General features: G+C 42.5%; 16 protein-coding genes. 9 read left to right on the top strand and 7 right to left on the bottom strand.

The window, feature by feature from the left end; genetic code table 11:
* The first annotated feature begins 126 nt into the window (after nt 1-126).
* The gene (locus ACTUJY_RS01065) at nt 127-2367 is read left to right on the top strand and encodes an ATP-binding protein (protein ID WP_463614179.1); all 2241 of its coding nucleotides are present in this window, start codon (nt 127-129) and stop codon (nt 2365-2367) included.
* Nucleotides 2351-3514, top strand: coding sequence for a response regulator (locus ACTUJY_RS01060; RefSeq protein ID WP_463614178.1), 1164 nt, complete (start codon nt 2351-2353; stop codon nt 3512-3514). The genes ACTUJY_RS01065 and ACTUJY_RS01060 overlap by 17 nt, the downstream gene beginning before the upstream one ends.
* Here the strand turns inward: ACTUJY_RS01060 and ACTUJY_RS01055 are convergent.
* Complete coding sequence (locus ACTUJY_RS01055) at nt 3469-4215, bottom strand: SGNH/GDSL hydrolase family protein (protein ID WP_463614177.1); 747 nt, start codon at nt 4213-4215, stop codon at nt 3469-3471. The two genes, ACTUJY_RS01060 and ACTUJY_RS01055, sit on opposite strands and share 46 nt — an antisense overlap.
* A gap of 132 nt (nt 4216-4347) precedes the next feature.
* The gene (locus ACTUJY_RS01050) at nt 4348-5547 is read right to left on the bottom strand and encodes an acyltransferase family protein (RefSeq protein WP_463614176.1); all 1200 of its coding nucleotides are present in this window, start codon (nt 5545-5547) and stop codon (nt 4348-4350) included.
* Nucleotides 5548-5700: 153 nt separating this feature from the next.
* Between ACTUJY_RS01050 and ACTUJY_RS01045 the strand changes: the two genes are divergently transcribed.
* The gene (locus tag ACTUJY_RS01045) at nt 5701-6552 is read left to right on the top strand and encodes a LytR/AlgR family response regulator transcription factor (protein ID WP_463614175.1); all 852 of its coding nucleotides are present in this window, start codon (nt 5701-5703) and stop codon (nt 6550-6552) included.
* A 33-nt stretch (nt 6553-6585) separates the two neighbouring features.
* Here the strand turns inward: ACTUJY_RS01045 and ACTUJY_RS01040 are convergent, their stop codons facing one another.
* The 3 genes from ACTUJY_RS01040 to ACTUJY_RS01030 are packed head-to-tail and all read right to left on the bottom strand — an operon-like array spanning nt 6586 to nt 9658.
* Nucleotides 6586-7890: a sensor histidine kinase gene (locus ACTUJY_RS01040; protein ID WP_463614174.1), complete on the bottom strand. Its 1305-nt coding sequence runs from the start codon at nt 7888-7890 to the stop codon at nt 6586-6588.
* Nucleotides 7880-8581: a response regulator transcription factor gene (locus tag ACTUJY_RS01035; protein ID WP_463614173.1), complete on the bottom strand. Its 702-nt coding sequence runs from the start codon at nt 8579-8581 to the stop codon at nt 7880-7882. Before ACTUJY_RS01035 ends, ACTUJY_RS01040 begins: the two co-directional genes overlap by 11 nt.
* 57 nt (nt 8582-8638) lie before the next feature.
* Entirely contained in the window at nt 8639-9658 is a 1020-nt protein-coding gene (locus ACTUJY_RS01030) for a DJ-1/PfpI family protein (protein WP_463614504.1), read from the bottom strand.
* A gap of 300 nt (nt 9659-9958) precedes the next feature.
* Between ACTUJY_RS01030 and ACTUJY_RS01025 the strand changes: the two genes are divergently transcribed.
* Complete coding sequence (locus ACTUJY_RS01025) at nt 9959-10702, top strand: putative porin (RefSeq protein WP_463614172.1); 744 nt, start codon at nt 9959-9961, stop codon at nt 10700-10702.
* Nucleotides 10703-11092: 390 nt separating this feature from the next.
* On the top strand, nt 11093-12046 hold the full coding sequence (tal, locus tag ACTUJY_RS01020; protein ID WP_463614171.1) for a transaldolase: 954 nt from the start codon (nt 11093-11095) through the stop codon (nt 12044-12046).
* A gap of 184 nt (nt 12047-12230) precedes the next feature.
* Here the strand turns inward: tal and ACTUJY_RS01015 are convergent, their stop codons facing one another.
* Nucleotides 12231-12866 carry a class I SAM-dependent methyltransferase gene (locus tag ACTUJY_RS01015; protein ID WP_463614170.1) on the bottom strand — a complete coding sequence of 212 codons (636 nt, stop codon included), beginning with the start codon at nt 12864-12866 and terminating at the stop codon, nt 12231-12233.
* A 97-nt stretch (nt 12867-12963) separates the two neighbouring features.
* Here ACTUJY_RS01015 and ACTUJY_RS01010 point away from each other — a divergent pair, with 97 nt between their 5' ends.
* Genes ACTUJY_RS01010 through ACTUJY_RS01000 form a run of 3 tightly spaced genes read left to right on the top strand, consistent with a single transcriptional unit; the run spans nt 12964 to nt 15778 of the window.
* A complete protein-coding gene (locus tag ACTUJY_RS01010) occupies nt 12964-14616 on the top strand; it encodes an HDOD domain-containing protein (RefSeq protein WP_463614169.1) in 1653 nt (550 codons plus the stop codon).
* Nucleotides 14613-14882, top strand: a complete 270-nt coding sequence (locus ACTUJY_RS01005; protein ID WP_463614168.1) for a hypothetical protein — start codon at nt 14613-14615, stop codon at nt 14880-14882. The genes ACTUJY_RS01010 and ACTUJY_RS01005 overlap by 4 nt, the downstream gene beginning before the upstream one ends.
* The gene (locus ACTUJY_RS01000) at nt 14879-15778 is read left to right on the top strand and encodes a TIGR01777 family oxidoreductase (RefSeq protein WP_463614167.1); all 900 of its coding nucleotides are present in this window, start codon (nt 14879-14881) and stop codon (nt 15776-15778) included. The genes ACTUJY_RS01005 and ACTUJY_RS01000 overlap by 4 nt, the downstream gene beginning before the upstream one ends.
* A 62-nt stretch (nt 15779-15840) precedes the next feature.
* Here ACTUJY_RS01000 and nfuA read toward each other — a convergent pair whose 3' ends face one another.
* A complete protein-coding gene (gene nfuA / locus ACTUJY_RS00995; RefSeq protein ID WP_463614166.1) occupies nt 15841-16419 on the bottom strand; it encodes a Fe-S biogenesis protein NfuA in 579 nt (192 codons plus the stop codon).
* 207 nt (nt 16420-16626) lie between these two features.
* On the opposite strand from nfuA, the gene ACTUJY_RS00990 reads away from it, so the two are divergent.
* Nucleotides 16627-19191 (top strand): M14 family metallopeptidase, encoded by a 2565-nt coding sequence (locus tag ACTUJY_RS00990; RefSeq protein ID WP_463614165.1) that lies wholly within the window; start codon nt 16627-16629, stop codon nt 19189-19191.
* The last annotated feature ends 49 nt before the right edge of the window (nt 19192-19240 follow it).

Genomic DNA, 19240 nt, shown 5'->3' with positions numbered 1-19240 from the left:
ACCTCACAATCGTTTGAAATAGCCAGCTTTACACGTGACTTGTCTATCCTAGGATCACGCAAAATGGGCTTTCTTTTGCTATGGTTAACTGAAGTTTCCTAAAGCTAGCAGGTTACGACAATTGCCGTGGGCAAAATAGTAGAGCTGAAGCAGTCGTTTTTGCATCTAATCTTAAAGTCGCCACTTTTGACGATGACTGCTTTGTTTGCCGTGCTTTCGACGGGTATATTTATTTATGTGTATCAGTTAAATGTTCAACTGATTGAAAATATGGCGATTCGAAATGCCACTCAATACACACAAATTCTCACCGAATTTCGCACGCTTTACACTTCGGAAGTGGTCAGTCGATTGGCTGATACTGATATAGAAGTGACTCACGACTATCGTAGTAAGGCTCACGCCATTCCCTTACCAGCCACATTGAGTATGATGTTGGGTGAGCGACTCGGTCTGAATGATACAACCCTTTATACTCGTCTTTACAGTCCTTATCCTTTTCCATGGCGTCATCAGCAGGGTGGCTTAAAAGACACATTTGGCGAGTTGGCGTGGCAGGCGTTTCAAGAAAACAGCGACCTCCCATTCAGTCGTGTGGAAAAGCGTAATGAGGTTGCTTACATGCGATTTGCTGTAGCCGACTTAATGCGGGACAGCTGTGTCGACTGCCATAATTCCCATGTTGATACGCCCAAGAATGATTGGCGGGAAGGTGATGTTCGGGGCATTTTAGAAGTGGGCTTTCCCATGCAAGCAGGTCTTAGCGGTATTCGTGGCATCTTTTATAACTTTTCTTTTCTTGTTGCGATAATGCTTGGGAGTAGCCTAGTGGTCTTTGGGTTTGTCGCTCGAAATATGCGCGCTAAGAACAATCAAATGGAGCATATTAATCAAAACTTGAAGAATGAAATAGAGCAGCGTCGCGAGGCTCAACAGCAATTACAGCAGACGACTGAAGAAGCGCTGCGGGCTAAAGAAGACGCACAAAGTGCGAATCGAACCAAATCTATTTTTCTTGCGAATGTATCGCACGAAATTCGTACGCCCATGAATGCTATTTTAGGCTTCACCCAAATTTTACAAAGAGATGAGAGCTTGAGTGAGGAGCAAAGAAAATCTTTGGGCGTTATCGAGCATTCAGGTGGTCATTTATTGGGGCTGATTAATGACATACTTGACATGTCGAAAATTGAAATGGGTAATGTTGAGCTCCATTTAACGACTTTTAACCTATCGGAATTGCTTAATGGCTTAAGCGATATGTTTCTTTTTAAAGCGCGTTCTAAACAATTAAACTGGTCGATGGTTATTGATATACCGGTGCCTAATATTAGCGTGACTGGAGATGAGGGTAAGTTACGACAGATATTGATTAACTTTATCAATAACAGTATTAAGTTTACCGATCATGGCTTTGTACGGCTTTCTACCGAAATGATAGGTGATAACCGTTTTCGATTTATGATTGAAGACAGTGGGCCTGGGATCACTGAAGATGAATTAGATAATTTATTTAAGCCTTTCTCGCAGGGCAAAGCCGGTGTTAAAAAAGGAGGTACCGGACTTGGGTTGGTGATTTCCCAACGTTATTTACAACTTATGAGCAGTGAAATGGAATTTATAAGTAAGCCCGGAGAAGGAACCTGTGTCGCATTCGAAGTAACATTACCTGTAGCGGATGAAAGTTTTGAAATGCAATCGTCGCATAAAGTAAGACGACTGTTGCCGGAGTTTAAAGTCAATGTTTTGGTGGTGGACGATGTTGATATAAATCGTACGGTATTGAATCGAATGTTAACTCTGGCTAACTTTTATGTTTACGAAGCAAAAAATGGGCGGGACGCTTTAAAAATTTTGAAACATCAAGCAATTGATATTGTGTTAACCGACTATGTCATGCCAGAAATGGACGGTAAATCACTTTTAAGTGCATTAAAAGATGAGCCAAAATGGCAAAACATACCCATTGTCTTATTGTCCGCTTCCAGTGTTGAGAATCAGTCGGAGTATTACCTCTCGATAGGATTTTCCAGTTACATCAGTAAACCGTTTTATTTTGAAGAGGTTTACGAAGTCATTAAGTCGTTATTGCAGATAGAGTATGAGTACTACGTTATTGAGTCAGATGAGCAAGCAAAAGAACTAAGGCCATTAACCATTGAGCTCGATGACTTTACCGTTAAAACGCTACTTCATGAAATAGACTTGTGTCGGGTTTCTACTATCGAAGGTATTCTCGAGCAGTTGGAGTCGCAACAACCCGAAAATAAAGCTTGGATTGATCAGGCGCGACAATTACTTTCTCAGTACGATATGGATGGATTGTCGCGTTTAGTGAAAGGACTGGAAGATGATAAAAAAGAATGATGTTAGCATTCTGATTGTTGATGATAACCCAATAAATATCAATGTATTGCGTCATTACTTTGATGGTAGTGAATACATTATTTCAGCAGTGACCAGTGGCGAAAAAGCGTTGGCTTTGGTGGAAAAGTCAAAACCCGATATGATTTTGCTCGACATTATGATGCCGGGTATTGATGGGTATGAAACTTGTCGTCGATTAAAGTCAAACCCCATAACGCGTGACATTCCAATTATTTTCGTCACCGCTAAAACAGAGCCCGATGATCTACGACAGGCGTTTGCGGTTGGAGGTGCAGATTATATTGCTAAGCCAGCAATTCAGGAAGAAGTGTTAGCGCGTGTTGAAAATCAGTTTAAAATTGCTGAGCGGATCCGTCTCGAGCAGGAGTTTGCAAGAAAAAATATAAAAATGATAGAGCTTGGTGAAATGGTGAGTTCGATATCACACGAAGTGGCATCTCCTTTAGGAAATTTGAGTATTTTATTGAGTTGCATGGAAGATGATTTTAAAGAGTTAAATGAAAAATTTAATCAAAAGTCATTGACGCAAACGGAATTAGAATCGTTTCTGAAAGCACTTCGAGAATCGTTAAATAGCTCAATGGTAAACGTAAAAAATGCGTCGCGAATTTTACAAGGATTTAAGCAAGTGTCTGTAGATCAGTGTCGTGAAAAAATTCTGGAGTTTTCTTTGGCTGACTATATGGAAAATATTCTGTTAAGTTTGCGGCCAAAGTTAAAAATGACTCGACATAAAATTAAGGTTGATATTCCAAATACAATTTCACTGAGATCTTATCCTGGGAAATTCTCACAGGTCTTTATAAACTTGATCAACAACACGCTTATTCATGGGTTTGACGAGGGCGAGTGGGGCGAAATAGATATTCGAGCACAAATGGATGATGAATATGTGAACTTGGAATACAAAGATAGTGGTCGTGGTATTTCAATGGAAAATATGAAGCATATTTTTGATAACTATTTTTCAACTAATACATCACAAGGAAGCAGCGGACTCGGATTACCGATAGTCAAAGATATTATTGAGCACGATTTACACGGAACGTTAAATGTAGAGAGCTCTCCGGGTAATGGATTTTACTGTACAATGCGAGTTCCCTGCACAACACCTGAGTCGGACTGATTGTTTATTATTTTCTTAATTTCAATAGCTGCCTGTTGCGCCCAGACCTTATAAGCCGGTGCCCCCGGATGAAAACCATCGCTGGCTAAATAATGTCGCTCAATAGGAAAGGCGATTGGCATTAAAGAGCAATTGTGCGCCGACAGACAAAATTGTTTTAACCGTTCATTAAAGTTTTTTGCACGATTGCCTGCAAACCATCGCAAGGGCTGTGGCAGTGCTGGAAATAATTGCATTGGTGGTAAAGGTGTAAAAAGCACATGTTGAATATGAAAGCGCTGCTGTAATTGATTGACTAATTGGTTGAGATTGTTTAACCAGACTTTTTGTCGGGTGAGTCCGGTAACATCGTTTACGCCTATAGAAATCAAAGCAACATCAAAGGGCGAAACCGGAACGGTTTCAATATACTCAATGAGCTCGGCGCAGTTTAAACCGGAGCGTGCGTGTAGCAGCCATTGCAATTGAAGTCGTTGGGTGAGAATTGCGTTTAACTCTCCGCTCAATGCTTGATGTTGATGGCTTACACCGACACCTGCGGCTGAGGAGTCGCCTAGTATCAATAACTTGAGCTTTTCACCTTGCCCGTTATGTCCCATGCGCTCACCTTCGGCTTCCGGTAACCTTGGTGTTACCAGGCGCACATAAAGACCTTGAACCATTAGCAGTGGGGATAATAAAGCGGCAAATATTTCTTCCATTCTGAAAAATTGTATTTGTGAATTTACTTTATAATTTAGCAGAGCGAAACGAAATAGGAAGCATTTTATTTCGCTCCGTTTATTAAAAAGTATCGATTCGCTCACTACATTCTGAGAGCTCTAAATACCTATTCAGGCTTTTTCTAAATTACTGTTTAGGTCGCTAGCTTCGATATTTCGCGAGTTTAATTTCATACCAAATAAAAAGCGCAGAAAATTAAACCGACGAATGAGTTCGTAACCGGTACCACACACGACAAAGGTTCCAACGATCACCAATAATGGCTCCCAAAACCCACCCAGTTGCATCGAGGCTAAATGCATGCCAACAATGATAGTCACACTTTGATGCAAAATGTACCAGGGCAAAATCGCTTGGTTTAAGTAAGGTAACCAGCGATGGGGTTTATTCAAATAAGCGCCGGCAAAACTAACTACCGTTAACATCCAGGCCCAGACATTCGCATACACCCAAAGTTGGACTGGTAAATTCACTCGCCAGTCGTCACTTTCGACGCTCAGGTAGTTGTTGTTGGCTGCAAAAATTCCCACGTATAAAGTGATCGCTAAAATGAACCACCAACGCCGAGCATCGATAACCCTTTGCCAGCTCAAAGACGATTTAGCAAGCAGATACCCGAGGAGAAATACGGTTAAAAAAAGTGCATGCAGATACCAGTCATCGGTCAATCCATGGGTTTTTGGGAATATTGGTTTTAACCAAAGTCCGTAGGTTGTCATTAATAACACCGGTAAGGCGAATGTGAGTACCGGCGCGATGCTCCTTCGGTTGAGCTGTCTTCCCACACAACTCAACAAAGGGCGTAATAGCAGATAGAGCATTGTATAGCACCAGAGGTAAGCGAGGTACCAAAGGTGATTCCAGGTCACGAGTCCTAACGGGCTGTGATGATGCTCTATATAAAGTTGGCTGTTGGGATTGATGTACGCCAACCAAAAGCTTAGGTAATTGCCTTTAAATCCCAGTTGCTGAACAGCTTCGTAATAAGATTGAGGTGCAACGATAAGATACATACCAAAAACCAGCGGAATAAATAAACGCAAAAACCGCAATTTAAACAGTGAAAGGGCACCAATGCGGTGTTCGACCAGACTGATGGCCATTCCGGAAATCAGAAAAATCAACGGCATCCGCCATTGATTAACCAGCAGCATCACATTTTGTAACCAATCACTTTGATAAGCGCTTTTCACATGCCAACCCCAATCTGCGACGTAAAACATGCCGATGTGATAGAAAATGAGTAGGATAAAAGCCAAATTACGGAGCCAGTCGATGTCGTGACGGCGAGTGGTGTTTGAGGAAGTCATGGTATTTTCCAGTAAGTTGATATTTCCCTTATGCTGACAAAAAAGGTTTGAGAAAAATAAAAAAAGGGTTAAAAAACAATAACTAGGGATAAGCGGTGGCTATATGGGATAAAATAACGAGCAGTTTAGCGATACAAACGGAATCATTGATCTATGACACGATTGAAGCATTTTCAAGAATACCAAAATAGGTACGAAGTGCTGTTAATTGCAGGCTTTTTCTTTATCAATAACACGATATTAGCCACATCCATCATTATGGAGTCACAACGCGAAGGCGCTCAGCCCGAGTTTGCGTTGTGGGAACCTTTCGTTTGGGAGTATACCAGCGCAATCTCAACCATTGCGTTGTTTCCTGCCGTTCTCTGGTTGATTAATCGATACCCAGTTCATTGGCAAAGGATTGGCTTGAGTTTATTCATCTATTGGCTCGCTTCCGTGGTGTTTTCTTTATTGCATGTTGCGGGCATGGTGTTACTGCGAAGCATGATTTATTGGTTTGCTGGAGGCCATTATCAATTTGGCGATTTAGGGTTTGAGCTGGTCTATGAGTATCGTAAAGATGCCTGGTCTTTTATTTTTCTGTTAGCGGTGATTCACAGTTATCGTTTTATTATCAGTCGATTAAGTGGTGAAGCCAAAATGGTGGCTGAAAGTGAGGACGATACTCCAGAAATATATTCGGATCGTTTATTGGTCAAAAAGTTGGGTAAAGAGTTTATTATACGAATTTCTGATATTGAGTGGTTGGAATCTTCTGGTAACTATGTCAATTTGCATGTGAAGGGACGTATTTATCCCATGCGATCAACCCTGGCTGGATTGATTGATAAAATTGCCGATAAGGGTTTTGCTCGAATTCATCGCAGTTATGGTGTGAATCTCGATGCGGTCGATTCCATTACACCACTGTCCAGTGGTGACAGTGAAATTCGTCTTAGGAATGGAAAACAGTTGAATTTGTCGCGACGATATAAAGAGCAATTTAAATTGCGTATGCAATAAAACGAAAGCATCGAGAGTGCTTTTTCGTCGTTCCTAAAAAGTCAAAGTAATACGAGTGCCATGCTCTAAGTTTTTAATGCATAGTTGTATGTTGCATTTTTCACAAAGTCGTTGAACCAAGGATAGACCAATACCAAACCCAGTACTATGACGGCCTTTAACTAAGGACTGTGTAACTTTATGTTGAATGGCGTGATCGATACCATACCCTGTATCGGTCACGTGCAGTTGATGGTTTGAAAAATCAATGGTAACCACGCCACTGTCCGTATATTGAAAAGCATTCGCTATTATATTGGTAAGCAAAATATGCAAGTGCGTGTTTTCGATGTCAACGCTCGCTGTTGAATCAACGTGCAGGTTGACGCTTACTTCTTTGTGTTCGAGTAAGTGGGCTTGTTGCACGATTACTTTTTCGATGATAGGTAAAAGCTTGGTTTCAACATGAACGTTCGTGTTTTCCTCTCGTGCCAGAGCCAGCAGTGTCGTTATGGTTTGCTCCATTTGCTCACACGCCGAAAGCATTCGCGAAACAAGTTGTTGCTGATTGTTGGACAATGAATGCTCTTGACCCATTAATAGTTCTATGCAATTTTTTATTATCGCAACAGGTGTCCGTAATTCATGGCTGGCATCGCGGGTAAAGTGTTGCTCTCGTTCAATAAAAGTGTGGATTCTTTGCATGGCATCTTCTAGTGCGTGTGCAAGTTGACCAATTTCATTGCGAGGGTATTCCTGCGCAAAAGATTGCGACAGTTTATCGGGTGACGTGACAGCAACGAATTTTGATAAACGGGTCAGCGGGTTTAACGTTTTTTTACCCAATCGAGATCCAATCCAGGCTGCAAATAATGAAAGCAATAATGCGCTAATTCCGAGAAACAGTAATTGGTTTTCTCGGCTATGCCGAACCAGCAATAGATCGCTGACTTCGGCAACAAGAAAAGGCCCCTGATTGTGATTAAAGCGATGAATATGGTAGTAGCGATTTTGATTGCCAGGAAATTCCACGCGTTGTGGTTCCTGCTTAAACAACGTCAGTAATTCGGAAGGAAAGCTTGCGCTATTCAAATGCAGTTGAATATAGCTCGTTCTAGGTGAAGACCATTGTTGATTGATTGCGAATTGGCGTTGTAAGTAACTCGCTTCTTCTTGGAGCTTTTGATTAATGAAGTTGTCTTCAAGGTTGTATAGGCTGATAAAGTTGATAACGCCAAATAAAACCGAAAGCACTATGGAAAATACTATGAACTGACGAATGATCTGCTTGCGTAAGCTTCGATATTTTCCAGTTTGGATGTTGGTTTGAATATTTTTTTTAGCAACTTTACTTATCATTGTTGGTTGGTATCTCCAAAGTAAAGCCCACGCTGTGAATTGTTTTTAACATGGGGCTGCTAAAAGGTTTATCGATGGCTTTTCGTAATTGATAAATGTGTGAACGTAACGCATCGGATTCGGTCGGTTGATCACTCCAGAGTCGTTGGCACAGTTCGGAACGGGTGACCACGCTTGGGTAGGCTTCTGCCAGAATTTGTAAAATACGAAACCCCATCGCATTTAGCGCAAGTCGAACGTCTCCACGATAGGCAACCTTTTGTTCACGATCAATTTTTAACTCGCCAAGTTTAACCCTTTTTTCTGCGTTTACTCGATGTCGATTTGACAATACGATACATCGCGCCTGCAACTCTTCCAGCGCAAATGGTTTGGTTAAATAGTCATCGGCACCATTTTCGAAACCAGTCAGTTTGTCTGCTAAGGTATCTCGAGCAGTTAGCATCAAGATGGGAATATGTCGAGCAGACTGAGCTCTCAACTGTTTGCAAACTGACAAGCCATCCATTCCTGGTAACATCAAATCAAGGATAATAACATCGTAGAAGTTATTCAGTGCCAGGTTAAGACCTTGTATTCCTGAGTATGCGAAGTCGATCGTATGCCCTTTTTGCTCCATAAATTGAGCAATGTTTTGCGCTATGGCTTGATGGTCTTCGACGATAAGTATTTGAAGTTTAGGATGAGTCATTATTGGCTCTTACAACGTGCTATGGTCCGTAAAACCATAGCACGAAATGAATAGTCACTATAGTTGTTTTAACATTTCCTTAGCGTCTTCCAGATCGGGGTTAGTCTGAATGAGTTCGGTTAATGTATTTTTAGCATTTTCTATTTGGCCAAGCCGTTGGTAGGCTTTTGCAATTTGCAATCCCATTTTAGGGTGTTGCATCGTTTCTTGTGCCAGTGTCATAAGCTGCAAAGATTGTTTGATATCGTCGTTCGATTCTGCTCCCATTAAGGCGTAATATCCATAGGCTCCCACAAGTTGAGTTTGGTAGTGCGATCGATTCTGGCGGTATTCAACAGTGGCTTGTGCGTCATTTTTCAAAATACGCGCGACCAACTTTAAGGTTCGGTCGTCTTCGAATTCCGGCGTTTGAACATTTTTTATTCCCAACGAAGTGGCCAGCGTCGCTGCAGTTCCAACCGTGGAAGTGGGGTTTTGTCCGGTAATCAAACGATCATCATATGCGACATGACTCAACATCATCGGACTGCTTTCGAAATGGGCTCCGAGTTGTTTGAGTTTATCTTCCAACATAAAGGGAAACGACTTCACCCACTTTTTGCCGAATATTTGTTCTTCTCGATTGGTAAAAGCATTGATTGCTTTACCACTGACCAGGTATTGCCCATTACTCAACTTAACGTTCACCAGTGCAGCGGGTCCGTGACAAACCGCAGCGATACTTCCACCATTGTCGTAAACTTGCGCAATTATGGATTGCAAAGGTTGGTGCTCGGGCAAATCAAACATGGCGCCTTTGCCTCCGACGATAAAAATCGCGTCGTAATCGTTAGCGTTAAGACTTGAAATTTTGAGGGTATGGGTGAGCTTTGAATTTGCTTCCTTATCGTCAACAAATCGTTGATTGAATTCTTTTTCGGGGTCGAATTCATCGGCTTCCACCGCACCACCTTGTGGGCTGGCAATGTCTACATCGAGTCCATTGGCTCGCAAAGTTAAATAGCCTTTAGCGAGTTCGTCGAACTCATATCCTGGTTGTGTTTTGCCTCCATCTTTTCCGTAACCACTCAGAATCATTAACACGCGTTTTGTCTCTTTTGCGTATAAGAATTGACAGTTTGTTATACATATCAGTACTAGCAGTTTTACTAAGCGATTTATCATGAGTTTTTCTCCGGTTGACTATTTCTGAACCAGTTTACGAAATCTTATGTGAAATAAACGTGAAACGACTGGTCTCGGTTTTTATCAATCTCCCTTTTTGAATTAACAACTTGTTACATCGAAATAATAAATAACATAAGAATTCAGTTTTCATTCAGTTTGCGCGAGCTAATCTGGCTCTCGAATAAAATGAACACTCAATGGAGAAATTAAATGAAGTTTAAGATGTTATTACCTTTACTAATGGTTTCTGCCGCTGTTCAGGCAACGGACTTTCAAACACAATTGGATGTGGATTATTGGAAGTTAAGTGCAGATGGAGTTTCTTCTAACTTAGAAGCGATAAATGCCAATGGACGATTTTATTTTAGTCCAGTTCAGTTAAAAGGGCCTTGGGCAGAGTCTGCTTTTTTAAATCGGTCAAGTTCCGTTGGCGCAGGGTACTTGGATGGTGAAGGTGATTTAAAGGCTATTAGTATCGATGGTGAAACCTACCTAAACAATTTTTATTTGGCGGGTTCATATAGCGAATATGACGAAGGTGATTTTGACTGGAATGAAAAAGAGTTTCAAATAGGTTACATGATCGGAAGTAATTGGCGGGTTTCAACCATTTTGGATAAGGACAGTGAGACAAACGAATCCCGTTGGGCAATGGCGACCAAATACGTAATGCCAATGGCGAATAATCAATGGTTAGCATTCGATGGCTTTTATTCATCGGATAAAGACTACGCCGAAAACTTTGTGGTTGGAGCCAATGCGACCTATTACCTGAATGAGCGATTGGGACTCGGTGTCGGATACAACTATTTTGATGACGAGGTTGAGACAGAGCGTACCGTTTCACTCAATGCTTCCTACTTTTTTACACCACAAATGGGTATAAAAGTGGGATACAGTGACCTTGACTCTAACGCAGATATGATAACGTTAGGATTTACTGGTCGCTTTTAGTCTCTCTTTGTCCCAAACAACTCCTTGGATTAACCTGAGCAAAACCTTGCTCAGGTTTTTTTATTTAGAAGCCCTCTCAAAAATGCCTTTTGATGTTTTTCCAGCGTTGTAGAAGTTTGTCCACTGCTCATTTATGTCCCACATGGTTGTGGGAAGTGCCGATTATGCAGGAGCAATTATCGGCCTTCGTGTAAACTCCGCTCCTCCAAACATTAAAATTCTATTTTTAATAGGGCTTCTAGAAAAACATAAGCTTTACTAAAGTGTTATAACCTATGGAAATGCGAATCCGGTTGACGACATCAATGGGAATCTTTATCGTCATTATATACTTGAAACTCAAACGCATTAGGTATTTATGGGGCGCAGTAAGATGAAATGGAGTAACGCTTGATGAACCAGCTTGAACAATTAAAAACCATGACGACCGTAGTGGCCGATACCGGAGATTTTAATGCCATTGCAGACTTCTCACCGCAAGACACTACCACCAACCCATCCTTGCTATTAAAAGCCGTTCAGAAAACGGAATATCAGACGCTGATAAAAGAAGCCATCGAGTTTGCAAAGCACGAATCGGGCGATAAAGCGCAGCAAATTGTCGACGCCTGCGATTACCTGGCTGTTTTGGTGGGCAAAAAGTTGCTATCGCTGATACCGGGGCGAAATTCGACAGAAGTGGATGCCCGATTATCTTTTGATACTCACGCGACCGTCGCTAAGGCAGAACGGTTGATTGAGCTTTACGAAAGCATGGATATCGATAAATCCAGAGTGTTGATTAAAATTGCGTCAACCTGGGAGGGTATTCGGGCAGCGGAGATTTTGGAAAAGCAGGGGATACAATGTAATTTAACCTTGTTGTTCAGTTTCGCGCAGGCTAGAGCTGCTGCTGAAGCCGGTGTTTATTTAATATCACCGTTTGTCGGTCGAATACTTGACTGGTATAAACAACGAACCGGAATAACGCATTATGTTGCAGATGAGGACCCTGGTGTAAAGTCTGTAACGCGAATATTTAATTATTATAAGTCGATGGGCTATGAGACCATCGTTATGGGCGCAAGCTTTCGTAACGTGGAACAAATATTAGCGCTGGCCGGTTGTGACCGGCTAACCATCAGCCCTGATTTGCTCGATCAATTATCAAGAAATGATCAGCCAATTTTACCCAAGCTCTTGGTACAACAATCACATGCGGATCGTCCTTCGCCATTGAAAGAAGCGCAGTTTCGTTGGCAACTTAATGACGATGCATTGGCGACTGAGAAAACGGCAGAAGGTATTCGTGCTTTTGCGGCTGATCAAGAAAAGTTGGAAACTTTAATTGCCGAACGATTTTAATTAATCATTAGCGAGTTACGAGTAAAGACCGTTATGTTTCACTTGATAGGATGAAATGAAATTTCATAATTTTCTCGCAACTCGCAACTCGCAACTCGCAACTCGCAACTCGCAACTCGCAACTCGCAACTCGCAACTCGCAACTCGCAACTCGCAACTCGCAACTCGCAACTCGCAACTCGCTCTATTTCTTCGTTAAAAACACCACATCCTTATCGACAAATTCCAACTGAAATCGCCAATGTTGTGCGATCCATTGAAATGTTTTTTCACTATAAAAACAAATATGAGTAGGATCGTTCTTGTAATGCCATTGTTGAAATGCTTTTTGATCAATCACTCGTTTTGTCATTACCGCCAGTATGCCATCAATTTTTAAGCATTCTTGTAATTGTTGCATCAATGCAACAGGATTGGCAACGTGCTCAATGACTTCGGTGCACGTAATAAAGTCATATTGTTTTCGCAGAGGTGATGTGTCAGGAAAATAGTAAATATCAAATAAGTCCATTGAATATCCGGCTGATGATAAATAGTGAGCCAGTGCAGGCGCTGGCCCACAACCATAATCAAGACCTTTTTGCTTGCTGCTTAATCGTTGTATGAGTGGGTGGTAAACGCGCGACAAAAACTTAAGGTAGCCACGGTCATTTAAGTCATTTTCATGTTTGTCATACTCTGCTTTTTCTAATTTTGGCGATAAATGAAATGGTTTGGGAACCCAAACCAAATGGCAGACGACACAGTGTAAGTAGTCTCGACGTTTATCTCGATAGTATGAAGTTGATTGTATCTCTTGACAAAGAGGACAGCGGTTCATTGGGCAGATTGCTCGACATTGGCTATAGTTGGATAACGACCGTTTGATAACTAATAAGTAAACGAAAGCAGTTTCATAGTCCCAATGATAACGCATTATGTCGCAACAGCAATCCTATTCAATTGAAGCCTTGAGCAATCGTTTACTGGAATATCAACTTCCGGTGAGTTGCGACCTCGTGCGGATAAAGTCATTACTTGCCCAACCGGATTCAGCGGCAGGGGATATTATTAAACTGGCTCAGTACGATCCAGTTTTTTGCCTCTATGCTCAGCGTTTGGCCGGAGCAAAGCAAGCTGGACGCAGTGGCGAAGTAACAGGGTTAGACCACGCGTTAAGTGTTTGTGGCGTTGATGCCATTAAACCCATGGTAGAAAACTTAACGGCAGATACTGGTGAATCGGATGAGAACTTTCGTCAAGTTGTATTGGAAAGTTATCTGGCTTCTTTAATCGCGACTAATCTCAGTCGGTTAAAAGGAGGCAATTCCAAAGAGAGTCAAACGGTTGCACTTTTTGCTCGTGTTACCGAATGGTTAATGTATTGGTTACAACCTCGAAAAAGCTGGCAATTAAGGCGGATGTTTTACCGTCGGCCATTTAATTGGGAAATGGTCAGCGAAACACTGTTCGGCTTTCGTTATAGCGAGATGCAGACAAACATTGCTGAGGTGTTTCATTTACCCCATTTGAATGGTCGACTGGCTCATTTTTCTCTTTCGTCGGTAGCTAAAGAACTGCTTATCGCGATTCGGTTGCAGCGTCAAGACAATTTACTGCTTGAAGATTGCAGTCGTGCCTTTCGACTCCATATCGGCGCGCCAGAAGTTTTGCCTCTGGTAAGCAATCGCATCGCTCAAGCGATGTGTTCTCCATGGTTGGTTAATGCTTGGGGCCGATGGATTAATGTCGCTGCCATTCATTGTCATCATAAAGAAAGTGACATTATTCGACAGGTGATTGATGCTTGTCGGAAACTTTTTGCTACTGGGGTTGTTTTTCCGAAGTTTTTACCCGGTTCAGCATTAATAAATTTGCCATCGAAAGCGCCTTATGCGGAGTTTTTAGCAAAGAAGTCGCGAAGCAAGAGTCGGTCAGAGTTAAAGGGTACTGTCGAATCAAAGTCGAATGTTGAGAAGCAGAAGTCAACTAAAGGTACTCAAGCAACAGTGACGAGTACTCGAACCACTTCCGCTAAAATCATTGCAGAATACAGTGGTGAGCAGATCAAAGCCGTACGAACTTTTTATCGAAAGCTATTGGAACATGGAGATAGCTTTCAATCGGTTCAACATGCGGTACAGCAAACATTGAATGTGCTTATTCAACATTCGCCATTGGAAAGGGTATCATTTATTGCGATTGGTAAAGACAGACGCAGTTGCAAATCATTGCTCATGTTGGTCAAAGATAATACTCAGCCGGTACCGGTACTACGAGTGGATTTGGCACAATGTAAAATATGGCAAAAGTTTCTAGACCGCCCTGCGTTTCTGATTTTTAGTCGCCAAAAACATCGAGGTATTTGGCAACAAATGCCGGATGCTATACAGCGAGACAATGCCGTCGAATTTTTTTTGTTGCATTCGCTTCGTTATGCCGACAAAGTTCGCGCATTCTTATACGCCGATATGGCATTCAGTGGTCGATATCTCAATGAAGAATTTATTCATGATTATAAGCGCATCGCAACGGGATTATCAGCAACCTTGCGTTTTCAAATGCAACAAACGAGTACCAATAAAAAGTGAAAAGACGATGGTCTAAATTGTTTGGTAAGTGGCACCAGTTTGCAACTCGACCACGAAAACGTTTGCTACAAATGCAACTAGGAACTGGGTTGTTCTTCGTTGGTGTTCTGTTTGTGTATGTTGCTTCTTCTTTAGAGTGGCAGTGGCTGTTTTATGGTGGCGCACTATGGATGCTTGCATCCGTCTTGGTTGCGTTACCTGCGTATTTCGCATTGCTTTATTGGCGTTTATATTCAAGTGGAAAAAACATTGGACGAAAAGAATGATGAATATATTTATAACCGGGGTTAGTGGATTAATCGGCGGTGCACTCGCGCGCGAGCTGGTGGCAAACGGAAACGTCGTTTCTGGATTAACGCGTAATGCTGAAAAAGCAGCGCAGCGGTTACCCAAATCCATTTCTTTAGTGGAAAGCTTCGAGCAAGCACAAGACTTTATGCCTGATGCAGTGATTAACTTGGCGGGTGAGCCAATTGTCGATAAACGTTGGACTGCAGCACGTAAACGTTTGTTAATGGCCTCTCGAGTAGAGTTAACAACCGAACTTGTGCAATGGATGTCGAGCTTGAAGCAAACGCCCGATTTGTTAATTTCCGGTTCTGCCGTTGGCTATTACGGTCGTCAGGATGAAGCGCCGCTGGAAGAAAATGCCGAACCTAATGATGAGTTCTCCCATCGATTGTGTCATGACTGGGAACAGGCGGCACTGGAAGCCGAATCGATGTGCCGAGTTTGTATTATTCGTACTGGGTTGGTGGTGGCTCCTAAAGGGGGGGTTTTGGAGAAAATGAAGTTGCCGTTTAAATTGGGTTTGGGAGGGCGAATTGGTAATGGAGAGCAGTTCATGAGCTGGATTCATTTACGCGATATGGTACGTGGTATTGTGTTTTTGCTCCAACACCACGAATTATCTGGGGTATTTAATTTTACAGCGCCCGGCGCTGTCACTAATCGTACTTTTACCGAAACCTTGGCGTCGGTTTTGCGTCGCCCAGCATTTATGAACGTACCCGCGTTTGCGTTAAAACTTGCGATGGGAGAGATGGCCGATCTTTTATTGACCGGACAAAATGTGGTTCCGACACGATTGTCTCGCGCCGGGTTTGAGTTTGAGTTTTCGCAACTGGAAGCTGCACTAAAAGATGTATTGAAAAAGAAATAAGCGCTTATTCTTTTTAGCAACTAGCAACTAGCAACTAGCAACTAGCAACTAGCAACTAGCAACTAATAATAAGGATTTTCGCCCTCGGCATGCTCGGTAACATCGCGTACGCCTTTGCATTCCGGAATGCGCTCCAGTAAGGTTTTTTCGATGCCTTCTTTTAAGGTTACGTCGACCATACCACAGCCCTGACAACCTCCACCGAATTGCAAAATAGCGTACCCTTCTTCGGTAAACTCCACCAGATTGACACGACCTCCATGATTGGCCAGTTGTGGATTGATTTCCGATTCCAACAAGTAGGTTAACCGCTCCGCTACCGGTGCATCATCGGCTACCTTGCGCACTTTTGCGTTCGGCGCTTTAAGCGTAAGTTGGCCACCCATTTTATCGGTTTGGTAGTCGATCAAGGCTTCATCCAAATAAGGCTCTGATTCTTGATCGACGAAAGCGGAAAAGCCTTCGAAGGGATATTCCACATCGCTTTCTTCGACAGCATCTTTCGGGCAATAAGAAACGCCGCATTCCGCGTGAGGTGTGCCGGGATTTACCACAAATACACGAATGTTAACATCAGGGTCGTCTTGCTGACTGAGTAATTTGCGGAAGTGCTCTTGTGCTGAAGCTGTGATTTCGATCATGAGATTACTGGTTGAGTGGAAAACTGCTTTGATTTTAACAGATCTGCTTTCCTTTTCTAAAGCACCGATTGGATTATTTCGTGTTTACTAGGCCAGAATAGTCCTCATAATTCATAGGGTTATGGCGATAAACTGCATTTATCATAAGATTTTGCTATAAGATCCAGTTACACTGCCTATTTAGAATCGATTATTTATCACTGAGTCATGAAGCGATTTTTAATTTTCAGTCTGATGCTGGTTGTTAATTGGGCCACTGCAACGAGCGAAACTTCGCTCGACGCTTACTTTGCGGGTGAGATCACATTCGAAGCAAACCCAAAATTTGATCCCGATGTTCCAACTCCTGAATCGGTATTAGGCTATGCTCCGGGAGAGTGGCATGTGCGGCCGGAACAGGTTGCAGAGTATATGTACGCTTTAGCGGCCGCTTCCAAACGCGTATGGGTGGAAGAAATGGGGCGCAGTTGGGAGCAAAGGCCTTTGTTACTGGTTTCTTTTTCCAGTTCAGAAAATATTGCGCGTTTGGGAGAGGTTCGAAAACGACAGCTGGATTTTGCTAATCGTACAGAACAGGATCCTGCGGTGGTTTGGATGGGCTACAGTGTTCATGGTAACGAAGCCAGCGGAACGAATGCGGCTATTTTATTAGCTTATTATCTGGCGGCTGCACAAGGTGAAGCGGTAAATACTTTCTTAAAAGATGCTGTGGTTTTGCTCGATCCCATGCTGAATCCTGATGGTTTGTCACGTTTTGCCAATTGGGTTAATTCGCGAAAATCATCGATAATGACTACCGATCCGAATGATGCAGAACATCAGGAAGATTGGCCGAAAGGCAGAACCAATCACTATTGGTTTGATCTTAATCGGGACTGGCTTTTGGTACAGCATCCGGAATCGCAAGCAAGGCTTAAATACTTTCATCAGTGGAAACCTCTGGTTCTGACGGATTTCCATGAAATGAGTAGTAACAGTACTTATTTTTTCCAACCAGGTGTTCCCAGCCGACAAAACCCGTTAACACCCACCGACAATGTCGATTTAACAGCGCGTATTGCTGAGTTTCACGGTAAGGCGCTGGATGCCATTGGCAGTCGCTATTTTACCAAAGAAGATTTCGATGATTTTTATTACGGCAAAGGTTCTACTTATCCGGATTTAAATGGTTCCATTGGGATTTTGTTTGAACAGGCGAGCGTGCGTGGTCACGCGCAAGATACTGTGAACGGAACGCTAACGTTCCCTTTCGCCATTCGTAATCAGTTAACAACATCCTTTTCGACGTTAAAGGCGGTACAAACCTATAAAAAAGAATTGATGCAATATCAAAAGTGGTTTTATCAATCGGCTCAAGACGAAGCAAAAGGTCACAGGATAAAAGGTTATGTGTATCATGCACGGGGTGATCGCAAACGGTTACAAGAGTTCAATCGAATCTTATCTCAACATCAAATCCGCTTTTATCAGCTAGCTCGCGATGTAAAGCTCAACAATCACCAATATGTACAAGGCGAAGCCTTTGTTGTGCCAATGGGGCAACCGCAGTTTCGATTGATCCGAACATTATTTGAAACGCAAACCGAATTTAAAGACAACACCTTTTATGATGTGTCGAGCTGGACATTGGCACTATCGTTTCATTTGCAGTTTTCCGCACTCGATTCCGGTGACTTTTCATCGCGTATGCTTGGCAAACCCGGAATGTTTGAGGAACATCAAGCTGCTTTTGTGTTGGATGAGAAAGCCATTGCTGTCGCTTTTGACTGGCGAGATTTCGATGCTGCGAAAGTGATTTCGCGATTGTTGCGCCAGAACCTTCGGCTATCAGTTGTCACAAAAGCCAGTCAGATGGAGTCGACTAAAGGGAAAGCGACGCTCGAGACGGGAAGCGTATTGTTACCGTTAGATCATCAAAGCTTAAGCCGTGAAGACATTGCTTATCGTATTGGCGATGCGTTAAAGGATAACTCGGTCAAGGTAACACAAATCACTTCAGGACTGGCGAAACGCGGTATTGATTGGGGCAGTCCGGAAATTAAGAATCTGACTGAACCCAAAGCACTGCTGGTGATTGGTGAAGGCGTTTCAGCTTACGATGCTGGCGAAATCTGGCACTTATTTGATCAGCGGCTTGAACTGCCTTTGGTTAAAGTGATGCAACAACAATTAGCAGATTTGCCTTTGCATCAATACACGCATTTGATTTTGGTTTCGGGCGATTATGAGTTTAATGAAAAACTCAACGCTAAAATTCATCACTGGATCAAATCCGGTGGTCAGTTAATTGTTAATCGAACAGCAGGGCATTGGCTGGAAAAACAAAACTGGTCGCCATTGAAACTAGATAAGAAAGAAGAAATGCTAACCTTGTCGATGAGCTTCGCCGAGCGTGACGATTATTTAGCGAAAAAAATGATTGGTGGAGCGATTTTCAACACTTTGATTGATTCTAGCCATCCATTGGCATTCGGCTTGGGAACTCAGGAGTTACCGGTATTTCGACGAGGCAGTGATGTTTATCGGGTAGAAAACAATCCTTTTGCCGTGGTGGCGCGTTATTCGGATGAGCCATTAATCTCTGGGTATACGTCATTGGAAAACCGTCAAGCTTTAGCCGGTACTCCGGCGGTTGTCGCTGTGCGCGAAGGCCAAGGTGGAATCATTTATTTTGCGGATAATTTAAATTTTAGAGCTTTTTGGTGGGGAAGCAGTAAGTTGTTCGTGAACAGTATTTACTTTGCTTATGCTTATCAGTCGTCTGCGAAATAAATGGTATTTATTTAAATAAGTTTCATGACGTAGGTGTCTTTCTTTTGAA

Source organism: Pleionea sp. WD8-19, from assembly GCF_055326765.1.
The sequence above is the reverse complement of the archived record's forward strand: the minus strand, read 5'-3'. Positions and strand labels throughout refer to the sequence as shown.